The organism is Veillonella sp. 3891 (assembly GCF_003992315.1).
Classification (GTDB): domain Bacteria; phylum Bacillota; class Negativicutes; order Veillonellales; family Veillonellaceae; genus F0422.
On sequence record NZ_RQVE01000012.1, the window covers coordinates 39,272 to 55,336 of the forward strand.

At 36.6% G+C, this 16,065-nt stretch carries 17 protein-coding genes; 3 read left to right on the forward strand and 14 right to left on the reverse strand.

The window, feature by feature from the left end; genetic code table 11:
• Nucleotides 1–15: 15 nt before the first annotated feature.
• Genes cobS through cobU form a run of 4 tightly spaced genes read right to left on the reverse strand, consistent with a single transcriptional unit; the run spans nt 16 to nt 3,838 of the window.
• Nucleotides 16–753, reverse strand: a complete 738-nt coding sequence (cobS, locus tag EO118_RS06930; protein ID WP_127069254.1) for an adenosylcobinamide-GDP ribazoletransferase — start codon at nt 751–753, stop codon at nt 16–18.
• Between the two features lie 7 nt (nt 754–760).
• Entirely contained in the window at nt 761–1,738 is a 978-nt protein-coding gene (gene cbiB / locus EO118_RS06935) for an adenosylcobinamide-phosphate synthase CbiB (RefSeq protein ID WP_240626921.1), read from the reverse strand.
• Nucleotides 1,738–3,258: a cobyric acid synthase gene (locus EO118_RS06940; RefSeq protein WP_127069256.1), complete on the reverse strand. Its 1,521-nt coding sequence runs from the start codon at nt 3,256–3,258 to the stop codon at nt 1,738–1,740. Before EO118_RS06940 ends, cbiB begins: the two co-directional genes overlap by 1 nt.
• The gene (gene cobU, locus EO118_RS06945) at nt 3,221–3,838 is read right to left on the reverse strand and encodes a bifunctional adenosylcobinamide kinase/adenosylcobinamide-phosphate guanylyltransferase (RefSeq protein WP_127069257.1); all 618 of its coding nucleotides are present in this window, start codon (nt 3,836–3,838) and stop codon (nt 3,221–3,223) included. The genes EO118_RS06940 and cobU overlap by 38 nt, the downstream gene beginning before the upstream one ends.
• 72 nt (nt 3,839–3,910) lie before the next feature.
• On the opposite strand from cobU, the gene EO118_RS06950 reads away from it, so the two are divergent.
• Complete coding sequence (locus EO118_RS06950; protein WP_009353780.1) at nt 3,911–4,261, forward strand: hypothetical protein; 351 nt, start codon at nt 3,911–3,913, stop codon at nt 4,259–4,261.
• A 114-nt stretch (nt 4,262–4,375) separates the two neighbouring features.
• On the opposite strand, the gene EO118_RS06955 is transcribed toward EO118_RS06950, so the two are convergent.
• The 10 genes from EO118_RS06955 to EO118_RS07000 form a co-directional block, all read right to left on the reverse strand.
• A complete protein-coding gene (locus EO118_RS06955; protein WP_009353784.1) occupies nt 4,376–4,879 on the reverse strand; it encodes a cob(I)yrinic acid a,c-diamide adenosyltransferase in 504 nt (167 codons plus the stop codon).
• A 64-nt stretch (nt 4,880–4,943) separates the two neighbouring features.
• A complete protein-coding gene (gene htpX, locus EO118_RS06960; protein ID WP_127069258.1) occupies nt 4,944–5,807 on the reverse strand; it encodes a zinc metalloprotease HtpX in 864 nt (287 codons plus the stop codon).
• A gap of 80 nt (nt 5,808–5,887) precedes the next feature.
• Nucleotides 5,888–6,817, reverse strand: a complete 930-nt coding sequence (gene thrB, locus EO118_RS06965) for a homoserine kinase (protein WP_127069259.1) — start codon at nt 6,815–6,817, stop codon at nt 5,888–5,890.
• A 10-nt stretch (nt 6,818–6,827) separates the two neighbouring features.
• Nucleotides 6,828–8,120, reverse strand: a complete 1,293-nt coding sequence (locus tag EO118_RS06970; protein ID WP_127069260.1) for a homoserine dehydrogenase — start codon at nt 8,118–8,120, stop codon at nt 6,828–6,830.
• Between the two features lie 18 nt (nt 8,121–8,138).
• The gene (locus EO118_RS06975; RefSeq protein WP_062402832.1) at nt 8,139–8,591 is read right to left on the reverse strand and encodes an ACT domain-containing protein; all 453 of its coding nucleotides are present in this window, start codon (nt 8,589–8,591) and stop codon (nt 8,139–8,141) included.
• A 2-nt stretch (nt 8,592–8,593) separates the two neighbouring features.
• On the reverse strand, nt 8,594–9,592 hold the full coding sequence (locus tag EO118_RS06980) for a flippase-like domain-containing protein (RefSeq protein WP_127069261.1): 999 nt from the start codon (nt 9,590–9,592) through the stop codon (nt 8,594–8,596).
• On the reverse strand, nt 9,589–10,455 hold the full coding sequence (locus EO118_RS06985) for a ChbG/HpnK family deacetylase (protein ID WP_127069262.1): 867 nt from the start codon (nt 10,453–10,455) through the stop codon (nt 9,589–9,591). Before EO118_RS06985 ends, EO118_RS06980 begins: the two co-directional genes overlap by 4 nt.
• 59 nt (nt 10,456–10,514) lie before the next feature.
• On the reverse strand, nt 10,515–11,318 hold the full coding sequence (locus EO118_RS06990) for an RNA methyltransferase (RefSeq protein WP_127069263.1): 804 nt from the start codon (nt 11,316–11,318) through the stop codon (nt 10,515–10,517).
• Nucleotides 11,319–11,330: 12 nt separating this feature from the next.
• Nucleotides 11,331–13,064 (reverse strand): ABC transporter ATP-binding protein, encoded by a 1,734-nt coding sequence (locus EO118_RS06995; RefSeq protein ID WP_127069264.1) that lies wholly within the window; start codon nt 13,062–13,064, stop codon nt 11,331–11,333.
• A complete protein-coding gene (locus tag EO118_RS07000) occupies nt 13,054–14,790 on the reverse strand; it encodes an ABC transporter ATP-binding protein (protein ID WP_127069265.1) in 1,737 nt (578 codons plus the stop codon). The genes EO118_RS06995 and EO118_RS07000 overlap by 11 nt, the downstream gene beginning before the upstream one ends.
• A gap of 124 nt (nt 14,791–14,914) precedes the next feature.
• Here EO118_RS07000 and tpx point away from each other — a divergent pair, with 124 nt between their 5' ends.
• The gene (gene tpx / locus EO118_RS07005; RefSeq protein ID WP_127069266.1) at nt 14,915–15,430 is read left to right on the forward strand and encodes a thiol peroxidase; all 516 of its coding nucleotides are present in this window, start codon (nt 14,915–14,917) and stop codon (nt 15,428–15,430) included.
• Nucleotides 15,431–15,499: 69 nt separating this feature from the next.
• On the forward strand, nt 15,500–15,919 hold the full coding sequence (locus EO118_RS07010; RefSeq protein WP_240626922.1) for a phosphate-starvation-inducible PsiE family protein: 420 nt from the start codon (nt 15,500–15,502) through the stop codon (nt 15,917–15,919).
• Nucleotides 15,920–16,065: the final 146 nt, after the last annotated feature.

Consider the following 16,065-nt stretch of genomic DNA (forward strand, 5'->3'; position numbering starts at 1 on the left):
ACTTCCTCCTTTCATTTATATAACACTGACAATAATTGCACCTAAAATAATAAAAACTTCTGATAATTCACATACAAATCCGTACGTATCCCCTGTAGTTCCCCCTAAATGCTTTGTTACATAGGAATTAATGATAAGATTTACAGCTAAAGCAATAACAAATAGATACGCATAAAACCATTCATAGAAGAACACTGGTAATAATGCCAAGACCGTTGCTATTGATGTGGCATACTTAGGAGCATTAGCCGCAAAAAATTTACCTATACCTTCTGGTCTTGCATAGGGAAACTTCTGAATACTAATGACCATAGTATAGCGACTCAATATGGGCATACTCACCAAAACTATAGGAACCACTATAGTTGGTAGATTTACTAATAATTGCCATTTTAAGAGGGTTAAAAATACAAAGCCTACTACCCCATTACTCCCTACTCGGCTATCTTTCATAATCTCTAATTTACGTTCTCGATCACGTCCTGAAAATAAGCCGTCACAGGTATCCATAAATCCATCTGCATGAAGTCCACCAGTAAATAGAAATTCAAAGATAACCAATATAAGCATCAGTAAAGATACCGGAATATAAGGATTTGCTATGCTATACAGGGCCCACATAAAGGCACCGATGACAAGACCTACTAAAGGAAAATATGTAACCGATGCGCCAAAGTCTTCTACTTTCCACTCTGTTTGGTTTACAATTTTCAAGCGTGTTAAAAACTGAAGACCTACAAAAAATCCTTTCATATTCCACCTACCATTGATTAATTACATATGTACTGACCATCGTCAATACAACACCTAGAATAGAAACAGTATACATCAAATATATAGTTTGATAAATATGTTTCCCTACCATAGATGTTATAGGATCTCCCATATAAGCCCGGAAGGTAACTTTATCGTGATACACATTTTGTCCGCCTAACCGAATATGTAATGCCCCAGCTACAGGAGCCTCTGCATACCCTCCATTAGGACTAGGATGTTTAGCTGCATCACGAGCTGCTATACGCAAGGCTTGTTTCCAGTCCTTGCCACATAGAAATGCGGCTATTACAAATAACACAAAGGTAAGACGAGCTGGAATATAATTAACAACATCATCTAATTTAGCGGCAAAGCGACCAAAGTATAGATAGCGCTCATTTTTATAGCCTAACATAGAGTCCATCGTATTAATCGCTCGGTATCCAATAGCGCCCCAAGGGCCTAATAAGACAAACCAAAATAGGGGAGAAATAATACCATCTACTGTATTTTCTGCTACTGTTTCAATGGTGGCGCGAGTAATTTCACTTTCATCTAGATCGCTGGTTTTACGACCTACAATCCAACCTACTTTACGGCGTGCTTCAGATATATCTTGTTTTCTCAACAAATTAGCAATTTCTATGCCTGCCTCTGCTAAACAACGAGGGCTAATAGCAATGTATAGGCACAATAAGGATACTATGAAATAGCCGATTGGATGTATGGTCCCTCCTATAAATAGGAGCCCTGTAACAATGACCATCACAGTCATTATGACTAGTAGTACAGTAGATATCCCTAATAGTATTTGATTCCTTGGAATTGTATTCTTTTTATACAATAGATGTTCATAGAAAGAAATACAATTACCAATTAAAACAACAGGATGGTATTTACTTCTAGGGTCACCCACTAAAGTATCTAACAAAAGTGCCCCTAAAGGAATAAAATACTGAAGATGGTGCAAAAACCATTCCATTATTCTTGCTCCCATAATGATTGAATATAATCCATATCTAAATGTTCTTCTACAATCTTAGCTAATCGATTATAGGCAGCTTCTTTATGTTCAAAGTAGCGGAATACAATATCCAATGGCTCTAATCCTTTTTTTGTACGCAATGCATTCAGAATAGAGCGACGTAATCCATCATTATCTAAAATACCGTGAATATATGTGCCCATCACTTGACCATTACTAGTGACAAAACCATCAATTACATCTACCTTAGCATCACTACGTTTTTGAATATGGAAACACCGCTCTCCTGGTCCTACTGGCTGAGTATCTCCCATATGGATTTCATAGCCTACAAGATTTTCACCACTATAGTTAGTACCTAAAAAAGATAAATTCTTTACATCAAAACAAACTTGATGTGTTAATTTTTCCGTTTTCATAGTAGTTGCTGTTGGAAGTAAACCTAAACCTTTTAATTCAGGAATATCCCCTTCAATCCCTTCCGGATCATAAAGCATTTCCCCTAACATTTGATTGCCACCACAAATGCCTAGCACTGGCACACCAGCTTCTGCTAAGGCATGAATATCCTTGTCATAACCATGTTCTTGTAAGTACGCTAAGTCAGCTAAAGTATTTTTTGATCCCGGCAAGATAACCATATCAGGTTGCCCGATAGGTTCCCCTTGTTTTACAAAACGTACGGACACATCTGGTTCATAGGCAAGAGCATCAAAGTCTGTAAAATTAGAGATTTTAGGAGTTTGCATAACAGCAATGGTAATCTCTTTTGATACACCTCTATATTTACTTTCTAAAGCCACAGAGTCTTCTTCGTCAATATCAAGATTTTCAATAGCCGGCACTACACCTACCACTTTTTTACCTGTTTTTTCTTCAATAAAATCCAAAGCAGGTTGTAATAATGTGACATCACCTCTGAATTTATTGATGATAATACCTTTTACTAGATCTCTTTCATCTGGTTCTAATAATTCTAAGGTTCCCACCACAGATGCAATAGCGCCACCACGATCAATATCTGCAATAAGCATAACAGGAGCCTTTGCCAATTTAGCAACGCGCATGTTAACAATATCATTAGCTTTTAAATTGACTTCTGCTGGGCTACCAGCACCTTCAATGACAATCATATCGAAATGATCATCAAGATATTGTAAACTTTCTTTTACTTTATCTAAGGCTGTTAAGGAATATTTTGTATGGTATTCTCTAGCACTATACACACCAACTGGTTTACCCATTAATACGACTTGAGAGGACTGATTTCCTGTAGGTTTTAATAGGACAGGATTCATTTGTACAATAGGTTCTAAACCTGCTGCTTCCGCTTGCGCTACTTGGGCACGACCAATTTCATCCCCTGCTTTTGTAACATAGGAATTTAATGCCATATTCTGTGCTTTAAAAGGTACTGTTTTATATCCCTTATTGTGTAAAATGCGGCACATTGCTGTAGCTAAAATACTTTTACCTACATTAGAACTGGTACCTTGAAACATAATCTTTTTGGCCATGGTGATTTACCTCCAATGCTTTTATATTAATTGTCATACCACTGATTGTCATATACGCTTCATCAGCCGCTTCTGCTACCATTCGATTGACACGCCCCATAATATCTCTAAAAATACGAGCTAATTTATTCTCTGGTACGATACCTAAGCCAATTTCATTGGTAACAAAAATAACTGTTTTTTCATCGTCTCCCCTATAATATCGAATGGCATTGAGTACAGCCTGTACTTCTAAAAGTATTAGTCTTTCACGATTATTTATATCTTCCTGAGATGTAAATTCTCCATCTTGTAATATTAGATTAGTAGTCCACATCGTTAAGCAATCTACTAATACCACAGAGCATTCATCTAAAACTTTTTGAATCTCAGCACTCATAGCATAGGGAATTTCATAATTGTTCCAAATCTGTTTACGCCGTTCCTGATGCAAATGAATTCGATGTTTCATTTCTTCATCATAGGCTTGACCTGTAGCAATATATCCTTTTTGTCCTTTTTTTGATAATGCCAGTGTTTCCGCAAATTCACTTTTTCCACTACGGGCACCACCTGTACAAAATATGATACGATTTTTCATAGTATACCTATACAAAGTTGCCCTTTATCAGTTATCATATGTACTATACGTTCATTAATAAAGGAGACAACTATGGAATTATTAAACTTAGACATCCAATTAATGGCCACTCTATGGGAAAATACATACCGTGCAGCCATCAAAGATCAAAATGGAAATTATGTAGCTTCTGTACGCATCATCGTGAATGTTCCACTTTCACCAGATCGTTTACCACCGAATGCCCCAAAAGCAGATCCACAATTATTTGTATTGGTAGAAGATGCTGTGATGGAATCAGAAGACATCATTCAGTTTGAAACATTATTATCTGTACACATCCGTGAGAAATTTAAAAATGAGATCGACCAGATCTATTTCTTCTATCCAAGCCCAGAAGATGTGTTAAACAAAACTGTAGATGTACAAGAAGTACAACATTAATTACAGTAACTACATACATAGTATTATAGCACATCCAAGAAGATTTGATAGAAATAATCTAAGAGATACTAAAAGGAGGTACCCCGCATGGAGTACCTCCTTTTATATGGTAAACTATTTCACTTCATCTTCTACGCGAGCTAAGATAAATAGCAAGTCGGATAATCGATTCAAATAGCGAAGATTCGACATATGAATCTCTTCTGTTTCTCCTAATTTCCATAGATCACGTTCTGCACGGCGAACGATGGTCCGACCTAAATGTAAGAAACTAGATGTTTTACTATCGCCAGGTAAAATAAATTTAGATAGTGGCTCTAATTGTTCATCAAATTTGTCGATGATCTGCTCTAAGTTAGTCACATGCTCATCTGTAATAGTAGCTTCTTGCCCTAAACTAGAGATATCAGCCATAATCATCCATAGTTCTTTTTCAAGTTGCAATAATGTGTCTTGCACTACCTTTTTATCAGAGTACGCACGAGCTACTCCAAGAAAGGCTTGCGCCTCGTCAATGGTTCCGTACGTACAAACACGTTGAGATGCTTTACTTACACGTTCACCAGTGTATAAACCAGTAGAACCTGCATCGCCTGTTTTCGTGTACACTTTTGCCATAGTATACCTCCTTACCAATTAGAAATCTTACAATCTCTGTAACATAAGATGTGCATTGCTCCCTTTATATACGACTCGCTATGTCACGCAAACGTTGAATACGGCTTTCTGTAGATGGATGCGTGCTAAATAATTGAGTCATAGTGGAAGAAATTCCACTTAAAGGATTAATGATAAACATGTGTGCTGTAGATGATACGCGGCTTTCGCTTTGCCCTGGAAGCACACCAAATTTAGCATAATGCTCAATTTTGGCTAGTGCAGATGCTAAGGATAATGGCTTGCGACTCATCATCGCCCCTTCTTCATCTGCTAAATACTCACGAGATCGTGAAATAGCCATTTGAATTAAGCTAGCTGCCAAGGGAGCTAAAATGATAGTACCGATTAAGGCTAAAGGATTAGAATTTTCCTCCTCATCACGGCCACCAAAAATAGCTGCCCATTGTAACATATTCGCCACCATCGCAATAAATCCTGCCATACTTGCTGCAATAGTGCTAATTAGTGTATCTCTATGTTTCACGTGAGAGAGTTCATGAGCCAGAACGCCTTCAATTTCATCATCGGTTAAGAGATTCATAATACCCGTTGTCACAGCCACTGCTGCATGCTCAGGGTCACGACCTGTAGCAAATGCATTAGGTACTTCTGATTCAATTATATACACCTTTGGCATCGGTAACCCAGCATTATGAACTAATTTTTTTACAATTTGAAAGATATTAGGATTATTTTGCTCTGTAATTTCTTTTGCATCATACGCACGTAGTACCATAGACGCACTATTCCAATAAGTATAGAAGTTGATACCTAAGGAAATAATAAACATCAGTATCATTCCAGAGTGACCTCCAACCATTTGACCGATCACCATCAATAATCCTGATAATAATGCCAACAAGGCTGCTGTTTTTATATTGTTCATGTATTCCTCCTACTTAGATATATTTTAGAATATATATACTTAATTATATCATATACAGTTTAAAAGAATCATGAAGAGTTCTACTCATATTTAATTTTCACAACTTTAGCACCTTCACGGTCTGCATGAAGCACAAAGCGACGACAATCAATGTCGTGATTCATAAAGACAGAACTCATAGCATCTGCTACTGTCACCCCATGTTCTGGAGAACAATAGGCTATTAAAGTAGAACCTGAACCACTAATAGTAGATCCATAAGCCCCATGTTCCTTAGCAGCCATAAATACTTCGTCACAATAGGGAATCAAAGTTTTACGGTATGGTACATGTAGATAGTCCTGTAATGCTACAGACAAATTGTCCATACGATTTTGTATCATCGAACCTACGAATAAAGTAGCAAACCCTACATTGGCAACTGCTTCCTTATAACTTAATTCTGTTGGTAGTACGCTACGTGCATAAGATGTTTCTACAATCACTTCTGGTACTACCACAGCAAAAGTTAAATTACTTGGTACATCAATATGGGAATGGAATACCGTATCATTTCCACCAACAGCACAAACCAAATTCCCCATAATAGCTGGCGCTACATTATCTGGATGCCCTTCCATATCATTGGCAATAAGTAATAACTGGTCCTTGTTTAAAGGCTCCTGTAAATAGGCATTGGCCAATAGTAAACCACCTACAATAGCGGTAGAACTACTGCCAAGTCCTCTTGATGGAGGAATTTGTGTATTAGAATGAATACGACCGTATACTGGTGTAGCATTCACCTCTTTAAATACCCGTTCCATGGCAATACCTACTAGATTTTGGCTGTGGTCTTCCTGTTCCAATAAGTCTGCCCCAAAACCTTCAAAAGTATACGTATTAGATGTAGCCTCTGTATCAGGTTCAAAGGTAAATAAATTATATAAGTTTAATGCGACTCCTAGACAATCAAATCCAGGACCACAGTTAGCACTCGTAGCCGGTACTTGTACCGTAATAGATTTCATGAACACTCCTTTATTCAACCATAATGCGGATAACACTACCCACTTCTCTAACGACACGTAAATGGTTGAAAGAATCAATTAAATTTTGAATATACGCATGAGGACATTTAGAAGTAATGATCGCTAATGTAGCCGTATCATTATCTGCTTTACGTTGAATCACTGAATGAGCAGAAATACGTTGTTCTGCTAGTTTGGTAGCTACTTTTGCCAATACACCTGTAGAGTTATCCACAGTCATACGAATATAGTAAGCAGATTCAATTTTACTGGAACTATACATTGTTTTTTGCGGATAATAGAATTGTTTCATTTCCCCTGTTTTGCCTTGCACCACATTGCGGGCTACTTCCATTACGTCACTCACGATAGAACTACCGGTTGGTAAGCTACCAGCTCCACGACCATAGAACATAGCATCATCAAAGCCATTGCCACGTAAGAATACAGCATTAAAGGAACCTCGAACAGAGGCTAATGGATGTGTGTTCGCAATAAAAGCAGGATGTACATTTAAAGACAACCCTTTTTTCGTTTCTCTCGCAATACCTAATAATTTAATCGTATAGCCAAACTCTTTACCAAATTGGATGTCACTAGCATCAATTTGTGTAATTCCTTCACAACTTACATCTTCAAAGAAGATACGTTTATTAAAGGCAATAGAACCTAAGATAGCTAATTTACGTGCTGCGTCATAGCCTTCCACATCGGATGTAGGGTCAGCTTCCGCATAGCCCAATTCTTGTGCTTCTTTCAGTACTTCTTCGTAGCCTAATCCATCTTCACTCATTTTAGACAAAATAAAATTTGTGGTTCCATTTAGAATTCCCATGATTTCCGTAATTTGATTACTACCAAAGGAATCATATAAGGCACGAATGATTGGAATCGCTCCAGCTACACTGGCTTCAAAACGTAAATCCACATGATGTTTCGTAGCTAATTCCATAAGATAGGGACCAGCTTCTGCTAATAAATCCTTATTAGCCGTCACCACATGTTTACCTGCAATGATAGACTCTTCAATACAGGTACGTGCAAAGGTGGTACCACCCATCACTTCTACCACAATATCTACAGATGGATCTTGTAAAATATCTTTATAATCTGTTACAAATGTAGCCGTTGCAGGTAGTGTAACATGACTATATTTGTCTGGATTTCTAACATAAATTTTATCCACGATCACTGGTACATCAATACGATTTTGTATGACATCTAAATTTTTTGTTAATAGTTCAACTGTACCCTGACCAACAGTACCAAACCCCAAGAGGGCAATCTTTACGCCTTGCTTCATTCTCTATCTCCTTAAGCACTAGGCTTGACCAATTAGTTCTACCTTAATAACTCCCTCTAATTGTCGTACTTCGTGCAAAACATCTTCTACTGGTAATGTTAATTCCTTCGTTTCAAAGGAAATATTTACATGTGCTACACCTTGTAGCGGCAAATTTTGATTAATTGTCAATACACTGCCATTATAATCTGCAATAATCCGTAAAATATTAGATAGCATACCAGATTCATTAGAAATCAGTGCATTAATAGACACAATTTTACCTTGTGAAAGTTCATAAAATGGAAAGACATAATCTTTATATTTATAATAGGCAGAACGACTTAAATCCATTTTTTCCACAGCTTCATTAATCGTTTTCGCTTCTCCCAATTGTAAAATAGATTTTACTTTGATTGTTTTTTTAATCGCCTCTGGTAAAATTACTTCATTCACTAAATAAAATTTGTCTTTTTTGCCTTTCACAGCCATAACTACACCTCTTCACTACTAGTGGAAACGGAACTTGCGATGTGTTGTCCATATAAAGTAAATACGGAGTACATACCGATAAAAAACGGAATATATTCAGCTACAATCCGCCATGCCACTGCAACTAGCCCCACCGTTCCAATGGGAACAAAGGAAGCAAACAAGTATACAAATAATCCTTCAGCAACTCCTGTTCCCCCAGGCGTGGGAGCAAAATATAAAATTAAATTTAATAAAATCATGCGATTTAAAATTTCAACAATACTGATATCTGACGTAAACGCATACATCAAAGCTGGAGCAATAGCATATAAGAATAATAAGCTCAATGCAGACTCAATGAACACAATGAAAGATTGCATCGGATTTGCATATAATAAACTAAGTCCTCCATTAAATTCATCTAACTTAATAAGCCAGCCTTTTGGATTTCCTTTTTTCATCATTTTACATATCCAAGTTACCAAGCGTTTCATGAGTCGCGTTTGTAATAGATACATTCCCATAAATGTTGAAATCACAACAAAAATTGATATACCTAACAATTGTGTATTAGTTATATAGGGTACTTCAATTGGTTCTGTTACTAATATACTCGGTAACATGACAATTAAAAATAAAATAGAAAATACAGTCCGTACTAATACGATAGGAGCTGCTTTACCAATAGGTACATGATAGGACCGTAAAATTAAAGCCTGTGCCACCGCACCACCACTAGCACCTGGTGTTAGCATAGCCATAAAATAATTACCAAATATAACCCGTAAAATGGCATTTAAGGATAAACTATATCCCCCCATACGTACCAATCGTTGTAGGCGCAATCCATCAAAATACATGCCTAATGCAAGTGCTAGTATTGCCAACAATAAAGATGTAAAGTTGAATGTACCTAGCGTAGCTAATGAATCTAAATCAATTGTAAAATAAATTGTTATTCCTGACACAATCAGAAGCAACAATCCAATTAAGATTCCTCGCTTTACCATGGTACTCATGAACGGTCTCCTTCATTCCATTGTCCATAATGAATCAGACTAATATCTTGAGTACCAATATATTCTTTCACTCTAGTGGAAGTCATAGCAGATCGTTCTTCATCCCAATGATATCCCCAATCATATAAGGATCGAAGTGTCTTATTATCTTTGCCAGGATGTGTCATAATTTCATGGACTCCTTGTTTCTTAGCAACCTTTCCTAAAATTGCTAATAAGGCATCTTCTTTCAACTGTCCACCATTCATCATGCCCCAAAAATATAGGGGCGATGAAAATCCTAAGTCTCTAGATGTAGCATAAGCTTGTTGTGTAACGACCGTAAGCCCAACTTTACCAATCCAACGTCCTAATGAAGACACACCATTCAATAAAAATGGAGTTTCATCAGGCATACGAATCTTAGTTAAACCATAGCGCTTCATTTGTTCTGCCACGATAGGTAACACTTGTGGTAGCACATGCATATGTTGATGTCCATCCACATGAGTAATCGGTAATCCTGTAGACATTACTTTTTGAAATTGTGCTTCAATTTCTTTTCGTAATTCATTTCCCTTTATTTGTCCTGTAAACAGCCGTTTTATAAATTCTGTATGTGTCATAGGAAATTTGCCATCTATGAGCAGACTTGGAACTTCTTTAGAATCACAAACTGGTAAAAGACCACCAACCAAACATATATGTATACCTACACCCAATGTAGGTGTTGTCTTAGCTAACGAGACGGCATCCTCAAAATAATCTCCAGATGCCAATAAAGACGTACTTGTTACTATTCCTTGTTGATGACTTTCTAAGATTCCTTCATTAATAAGAGGATGCAAACCAAAGTCATCTGCATTCACAATTAGACGTTTCATAGTTACCTTCCTGTACGCACTAAATGGATAATTGTATTCTTATTCTACCAAAATTATTGTTATTTGGATAGACAAAGTTTTCTTTCTTGTACTTTATACATGCACAAAGCTCCTGCTATGGCAACATTTAGAGATTCCATAGGACCATACATAGGAATGGAAATTCGCTGTGTAACAAGTCCTAATATATCTTCTGAGATACCATTGGCCTCATTTCCTAAAGCAAGCATAGTTGCCCCGTCATAAGTAGGTTGTCCATAGTCAACACTATCTTCCAGCACGGTTCCATACAGTTTGATTCCTGACTCTTTGAGTTTTACCACATCATCAGTTGTAACGTTTACATAAATAGGCAATTTACATAACCCACTCATAGTACTGCGCACTGTTTTTTCATTGTATATATCAACAGTATTAGGAGTTAAAAACATTGCCTCAACACCAGCACCTACAGCAGTTCGAATTAAAGTACCTAAATTACCTGGATCTTGTACTCCATCAATGAGCACATATAGAGCATTTTCTTTTACTTTAAAATCTTCTAATCGTCGTACTTTTTGACATACTACAGCAATGACACCTTGTCCATGCACGGTTGTTTCAATCCCTTTCCATAGGCTCTCTGAAATGGAACATACCTGCACATCATAGGTCTCACATAAAGATAGCAATGGATGTAACTGCTCCTGTTTTATAGATTCTGTATTGACAATTACATACCGTACTGTACCAGTAGGCAGCATATCTATGACTGTACGATATCCTTCGGCCACAAATTCTTGATGTGTAGTGCGATATTTTCGTTTATACAATTGCACAATGTGCTTGATTTTTTTATTATCTCGTGAAGTAATCTCTTCCATAATACCCTTTCTTTATGCATTCCATAATTGATAGAACAAACCTTTTTGAGTCAGCAATTCTTCCAACGGACCTTGTTCTACAATTTCACCATCGGATATGACAATAATTTGTGTAGCATCACGTAAGGTTGATAAACGGTGTGCTATGGCTATCATCGTTTTTTCACCTTTCATATCTGCAATCGATTGTTGCAGTAATTCTTCTGTGTGACTATCTATATTTGAAGTAGCCTCATCGAATACTAATAATGATTTATTCTGTACTAAGGTTCTAGCCAAGGACAATAATTGACGCTGCCCCTGTGAAAGTAGAGATCCTAAGTATCCCACTGGCGTTTGATATCCCTCTTCTAAGCGTTGTATTGAGGTATCTAAATGAGCTCGCTTAGCTGCTTCTTTTACCATTTCTGACGTAATAGCACTATCAAATAAAGAAATATTCTCTTCAATAGAACCTTTAAATAAATGAGAGTCTTGGAATACATAACCCATAGATTGGCGTATAATTCTTGGGTCCAAAGTACTTAACTCATGTCCATTGATGCGAATACAACCTTTAGTAGGCTGTTCAAAACCAAGTAGTAACTGCATCATCGTGGACTTACCGCCACCAGATGGGCCTACTATCCCTAAGAATTCCCCCTCTTGTAAAGACCAATTAATATCTTTCAATACATAATTTTCTGTTCCATCATAGGAAAAATAGACATGATCAAACTCGATAGAATGAATTGCAGAAAATTCCTCTGGCATCACAATATTCTCTTGAACCTGCTTCGTTTCACTTTCCAACATTGGTAAAATACGTTCTGCTCCTGCTAAGGCAGACTGTAGATTACCATATTTTTCAGCAATTTCTTTGATAGGTTCAAAAATGCGATTAATATATTGTAAGAATGCAAATACTGTACCCGCTTCAGTTATAGAATCAAAATACCCGGTCACAGTAAAAATAGCAATCAAGGCTACAAAAAATAATCCATCCACAATAGGTCTAAAAATAGCAAAAGTTTTTACTTCAAATAAACCTGCTTCTAAAAACTCTCGACTTACCTTATCGTAGCTTTTTTCCATGATTATTTCACCTACATAGGTTTTAATCATCAAAATAGCATTTAACATTTCCTGTACAGATGCATTGGATGCCGCAACCTTACTACGAACGCCTCTGAAAGCTTTTCTAGCATACTTACGATAAATAAAGATAACTCCTGTGAATACAGGTACTAATAGTAATACTATGGTAGCTAATGTTGTATCTATCAGAAACATAAACACTAGTATACCAATAATCTGAAAGATACTACTACTTATTTTTACGAGGACCTCTGTGTATAAGGTGCGAACCGATTCTGTATCGTTCGTAACTCGTGTCACTAGATTTCCTACAGGATATGCAGTAAATTCTCTAGGGGTCATAGTTAATATATTTTCAAAAATTTTATTTCTGATATCAAAGATAATACGTTGTCCAAAACTTTGTAATGCATAGTTTTCTATACCTAAAGCGACCATTCCAAACAAGATTACTCCAATATAACCTACTGCATACTTCGTGATGAGTCCCATATCTTTAGTTGCTACACCTACATCTATGAACTCTTTCATAATGACAGGACGTATTAGTTGCACACCTAGTACTAACGCTAGCATACATACGCCAAGACACATATAAGCCATATAAGGTTTGATAAATGTGCATAAATGCAATAGTACATGATAATCTGTTTTTTGTTTAGTTCTCATCGCTATTCCCTCGTTTTTGCAACATCACCAACTGATAGTACATACCTTTTTGCTGTAATAATTCTCCATGTGTACCAGATTCAACGATATGACCTTCATGAAATACATAAATACGATCTGTACCTTCTAGTGCCTCTAAACGCTGCGAAATGCATAGAATCGTTTGTTCTGTATTAGATCGCAATGTTTCTAAGATATGACTTAAGCTATGAGCATCTAACGCAGAGAAAGCGTCATCTAGCAACAGGTAGGGAGCATCTTTGTAGAATGCACGGGCCAAAGAAATCCGCTGTCGTTGTCCTCCAGATACATTGGAACCACCCTCTTCTAAGTTGTCATGTTTGCGTGCACCTTCAATGCGTTCCTCTAAATCTCTAAATAATCCTGCTCGTTCCGCCGCTTTTTCAATGGTTACCCTTGAGCCTTCGTCCTTTGCATAACCAAATTGAATATTATCTCGGATGGATACACTTAGTAATGAAGGAGTAGACGGTGCATAAGCAATACTATTACGCAATGTACTAAGTGGAATATCTTGAATATCAGTAGAACCAAAATAAATACTGTTTTTAGGAGTATGCTGAATATCCAATAATAATTTAAATAAAGTTGATTTTCCCGATCCTGGCCCACCAACGATACCAATAAAAGATCCTTTTGGAATATGCATAGATATATCTTTTAAAATTGGTTCCTTACTAGTAGCATAGGCAAAACTTAACCTTTGAATGTGTATGTCTTCTAGCGGTAAATATCCTACCTGTTCTTGGATTTGTTCTTGAGGAAGTTCAAAGAACTCTTCCATTCGTTCTAAGGAAGCAAAACCTTTTTGCAACACAGATGTTAAGGATCCAATTGCCATAATAGGGCCTATTACAAGCATGACATATCCATTAAGTGCCACAAATTCCCCTACTGTTAGTTCACCATTGATAATAGCTTGACCGCACACATACATATTGAGAGCATAACAAACAAAGGGGGCCATATATGTCAATGGAGTTAATAAGGAATCGATGCGCACCACATCTAAATTATTTTCATAGTTTGTTTCATTTACTTTCGTAAAACGCTTCCAGCTTGTATATTCTTTATTGAATGCCCGAATCACTGCCATCCCTAAGAATAATTCTTGGGCATATTCTGTTACATCACTATAAGAACTTTGTGCTTTCTTTTGACGTCCTCGTAGATGTTTTGAAAGTTTCAACATACCATACACAATAAAAGGCATTGGTAAAATAGTCACCACCGCTAACCATAGAGACATTTTTTGAACGAGGATACAAAATGCAATAACCCCAAAGAATAAGGCATCTACAAATAACATAACGCCTAAACCTAGAGACACGCGTAAAGAAGTGACATCATTTGTCATCAGCGCCATAACCTTCCCTGGACCATGTTCATCGTAATAAGACGTAGGAATACGCAAAGCATGACGGAATAGCTCTCGACGTAAATAGAATTCAAAATTACGAATAGATCCCAAGAGCATATGACGAGAAATAAATTTTAATACGGTAATCACAATACCTAGCAGTATGAACAGACCCACATAATACCAGATTCCATCTTTTCCCACATACAATGTATTGATGGCGTCCCCCATCCAAGTAGGAACCAATAAGAATAATCCATTAATTGTAAGAAGTAGAAGGATTCCTATGATATATTTATAGGAATGTTCTTTAAAAAAGTATCGGAATAAGTGAAAACCTTTCATAGGTACCCCCATTCTATTATGATTTCGATTTTTTTCGATAAAGTTTATTTACTAATTTTATTGTACCATGTTATAATGTCATTATACAAAAGATATTATTCCGTATTTTAAGGAGGAACATACAATGGAAAAACGTACAGGTGTAGTAACATTTGCAGGTAACCCAATCGCTTTATTGGGTAAAGAAGTAAAAGTGGGAGATAAAGCTCCTGCGTTCACACTATTAGACAATGGTTTAGGCGAAAAAACATTAGCTGATTATGCGGGTAAAGTAAAAGTGATCTCCGTAGTACCATCTTTGGATACTGGCGTATGTGATGCGCAAACTCGTTGGTTTAATCAAAACGTTTCTAAATTAGGTGAAAATGTTGTTGTATTGACTGTATCCGTAGACTTACCATTTGCTCAAAAACGTTGGTGTGGTGCTGCTGGTATCGACCAAGTGGAAACTTTATCTGACCACCGTGACCTTTCTTTCGGTGAAAATTATGGTTTTATTCTTGAAGGTTTACGCTTATTATCTCGTGGTATTGTTGTCATCGACAAAGACGACGTAGTTCGTTATGTAGAATACGTACCAGAAGTAACTTCTGCTGTTAACTTTGAGGCAGCTGAAGCAGCTACTAAAGCGTTAGTATAATCTTTACTTACAAAGTATATAAGGGTGCAGTGATTCATCACTCCACCCTTTTTTATTGGAAAGGTCCATATGAATTATTTTTTACAACAAGTGTCTACATTTTTTCAGTGGGTGTTAAACTTCACTTTATTTTCTATCGGTATCGTTTTAACCGTGGCTGTTTTAAATACTGCATTTTATATTGTGGCGCTCATACCAGGTTTATTTACAACTGATGTAGTATACACTACATTTTTAGAAGAAATCATTAATTTTTTCTTATTTTTCGAGTTCTTATCTTTAGTAGTGAAATATTTTAAAAATAATTTCCACTTCCCTCTTCGCTATTTTATCTATATTGGTATAACTGCTATTATCCGATTGATAATTGTATCTCATGAGTCTTCTATAGATCTATTTTTATGGTCATCCGCTATTCTAGCATTAGTCATCAGTTTAGTCTTAGTAGTTCGATATGGTAAAGAGCCTAATAGTAGCGAACGATTATAAACTCACTCCCATCATTAGATCGGTACTATATTGACGGACAGCAAAATCTTCTAAGCTAGATTTTTATAGCTTGAATTTATGATCTAAGTGCAACTAAAAAAGATTCATAGCTTTCTGATAAAATAGTGTTTGCAAAGACATCTAAA

Bases quoted from the DNA above. Each gene is read 5' to 3' on its own strand.
- cobU (WP_127069257.1), bottom strand. From the start codon at position 3,838: ATGAAAAATCGTATCATATTTTGTACAGGTGGTGCCCGTAGTGGAAAA.
- tpx (WP_127069266.1), top strand. From the start codon at position 14,915: ATGGAAAAACGTACAGGTGTAGTAACATTTGCAGGTAACCCAATCGCT.
- cobS (WP_127069254.1), bottom strand. From the start codon at position 753: ATGAAAGGATTTTTTGTAGGTCTTCAGTTTTTAACACGCTTGAAAATT.
- EO118_RS07010 (WP_240626922.1), top strand. From the start codon at position 15,500: ATGAATTATTTTTTACAACAAGTGTCTACATTTTTTCAGTGGGTGTTA.
- EO118_RS06940 (WP_127069256.1), bottom strand. From the start codon at position 3,258: ATGGCCAAAAAGATTATGTTTCAAGGTACCAGTTCTAATGTAGGTAAA.
- cbiB (WP_240626921.1), bottom strand. From the start codon at position 1,738: ATGGAATGGTTTTTGCACCATCTTCAGTATTTTATTCCTTTAGGGGCA.
- thrB (WP_127069259.1), bottom strand. From the start codon at position 6,817: ATGAAATCTATTACGGTACAAGTACCGGCTACGAGTGCTAACTGTGGT.
- EO118_RS06970 (WP_127069260.1), bottom strand. From the start codon at position 8,120: ATGAAGCAAGGCGTAAAGATTGCCCTCTTGGGGTTTGGTACTGTTGGT.
- EO118_RS06990 (WP_127069263.1), bottom strand. From the start codon at position 11,318: ATGGAAGAGATTACTTCACGAGATAATAAAAAAATCAAGCACATTGTG.
- EO118_RS06995 (WP_127069264.1), bottom strand. From the start codon at position 13,064: ATGAGAACTAAACAAAAAACAGATTATCATGTACTATTGCATTTATGC.
- EO118_RS06950 (WP_009353780.1), top strand. From the start codon at position 3,911: ATGGAATTATTAAACTTAGACATCCAATTAATGGCCACTCTATGGGAA.
- EO118_RS06975 (WP_062402832.1), bottom strand. From the start codon at position 8,591: ATGGCTGTGAAAGGCAAAAAAGACAAATTTTATTTAGTGAATGAAGTA.
- EO118_RS06955 (WP_009353784.1), bottom strand. From the start codon at position 4,879: ATGGCAAAAGTGTACACGAAAACAGGCGATGCAGGTTCTACTGGTTTA.
- EO118_RS06980 (WP_127069261.1), bottom strand. From the start codon at position 9,592: ATGAGTACCATGGTAAAGCGAGGAATCTTAATTGGATTGTTGCTTCTG.
- EO118_RS07000 (WP_127069265.1), bottom strand. From the start codon at position 14,790: ATGAAAGGTTTTCACTTATTCCGATACTTTTTTAAAGAACATTCCTAT.
- htpX (WP_127069258.1), bottom strand. From the start codon at position 5,807: ATGAACAATATAAAAACAGCAGCCTTGTTGGCATTATTATCAGGATTA.
- EO118_RS06985 (WP_127069262.1), bottom strand. From the start codon at position 10,455: ATGAAACGTCTAATTGTGAATGCAGATGACTTTGGTTTGCATCCTCTT.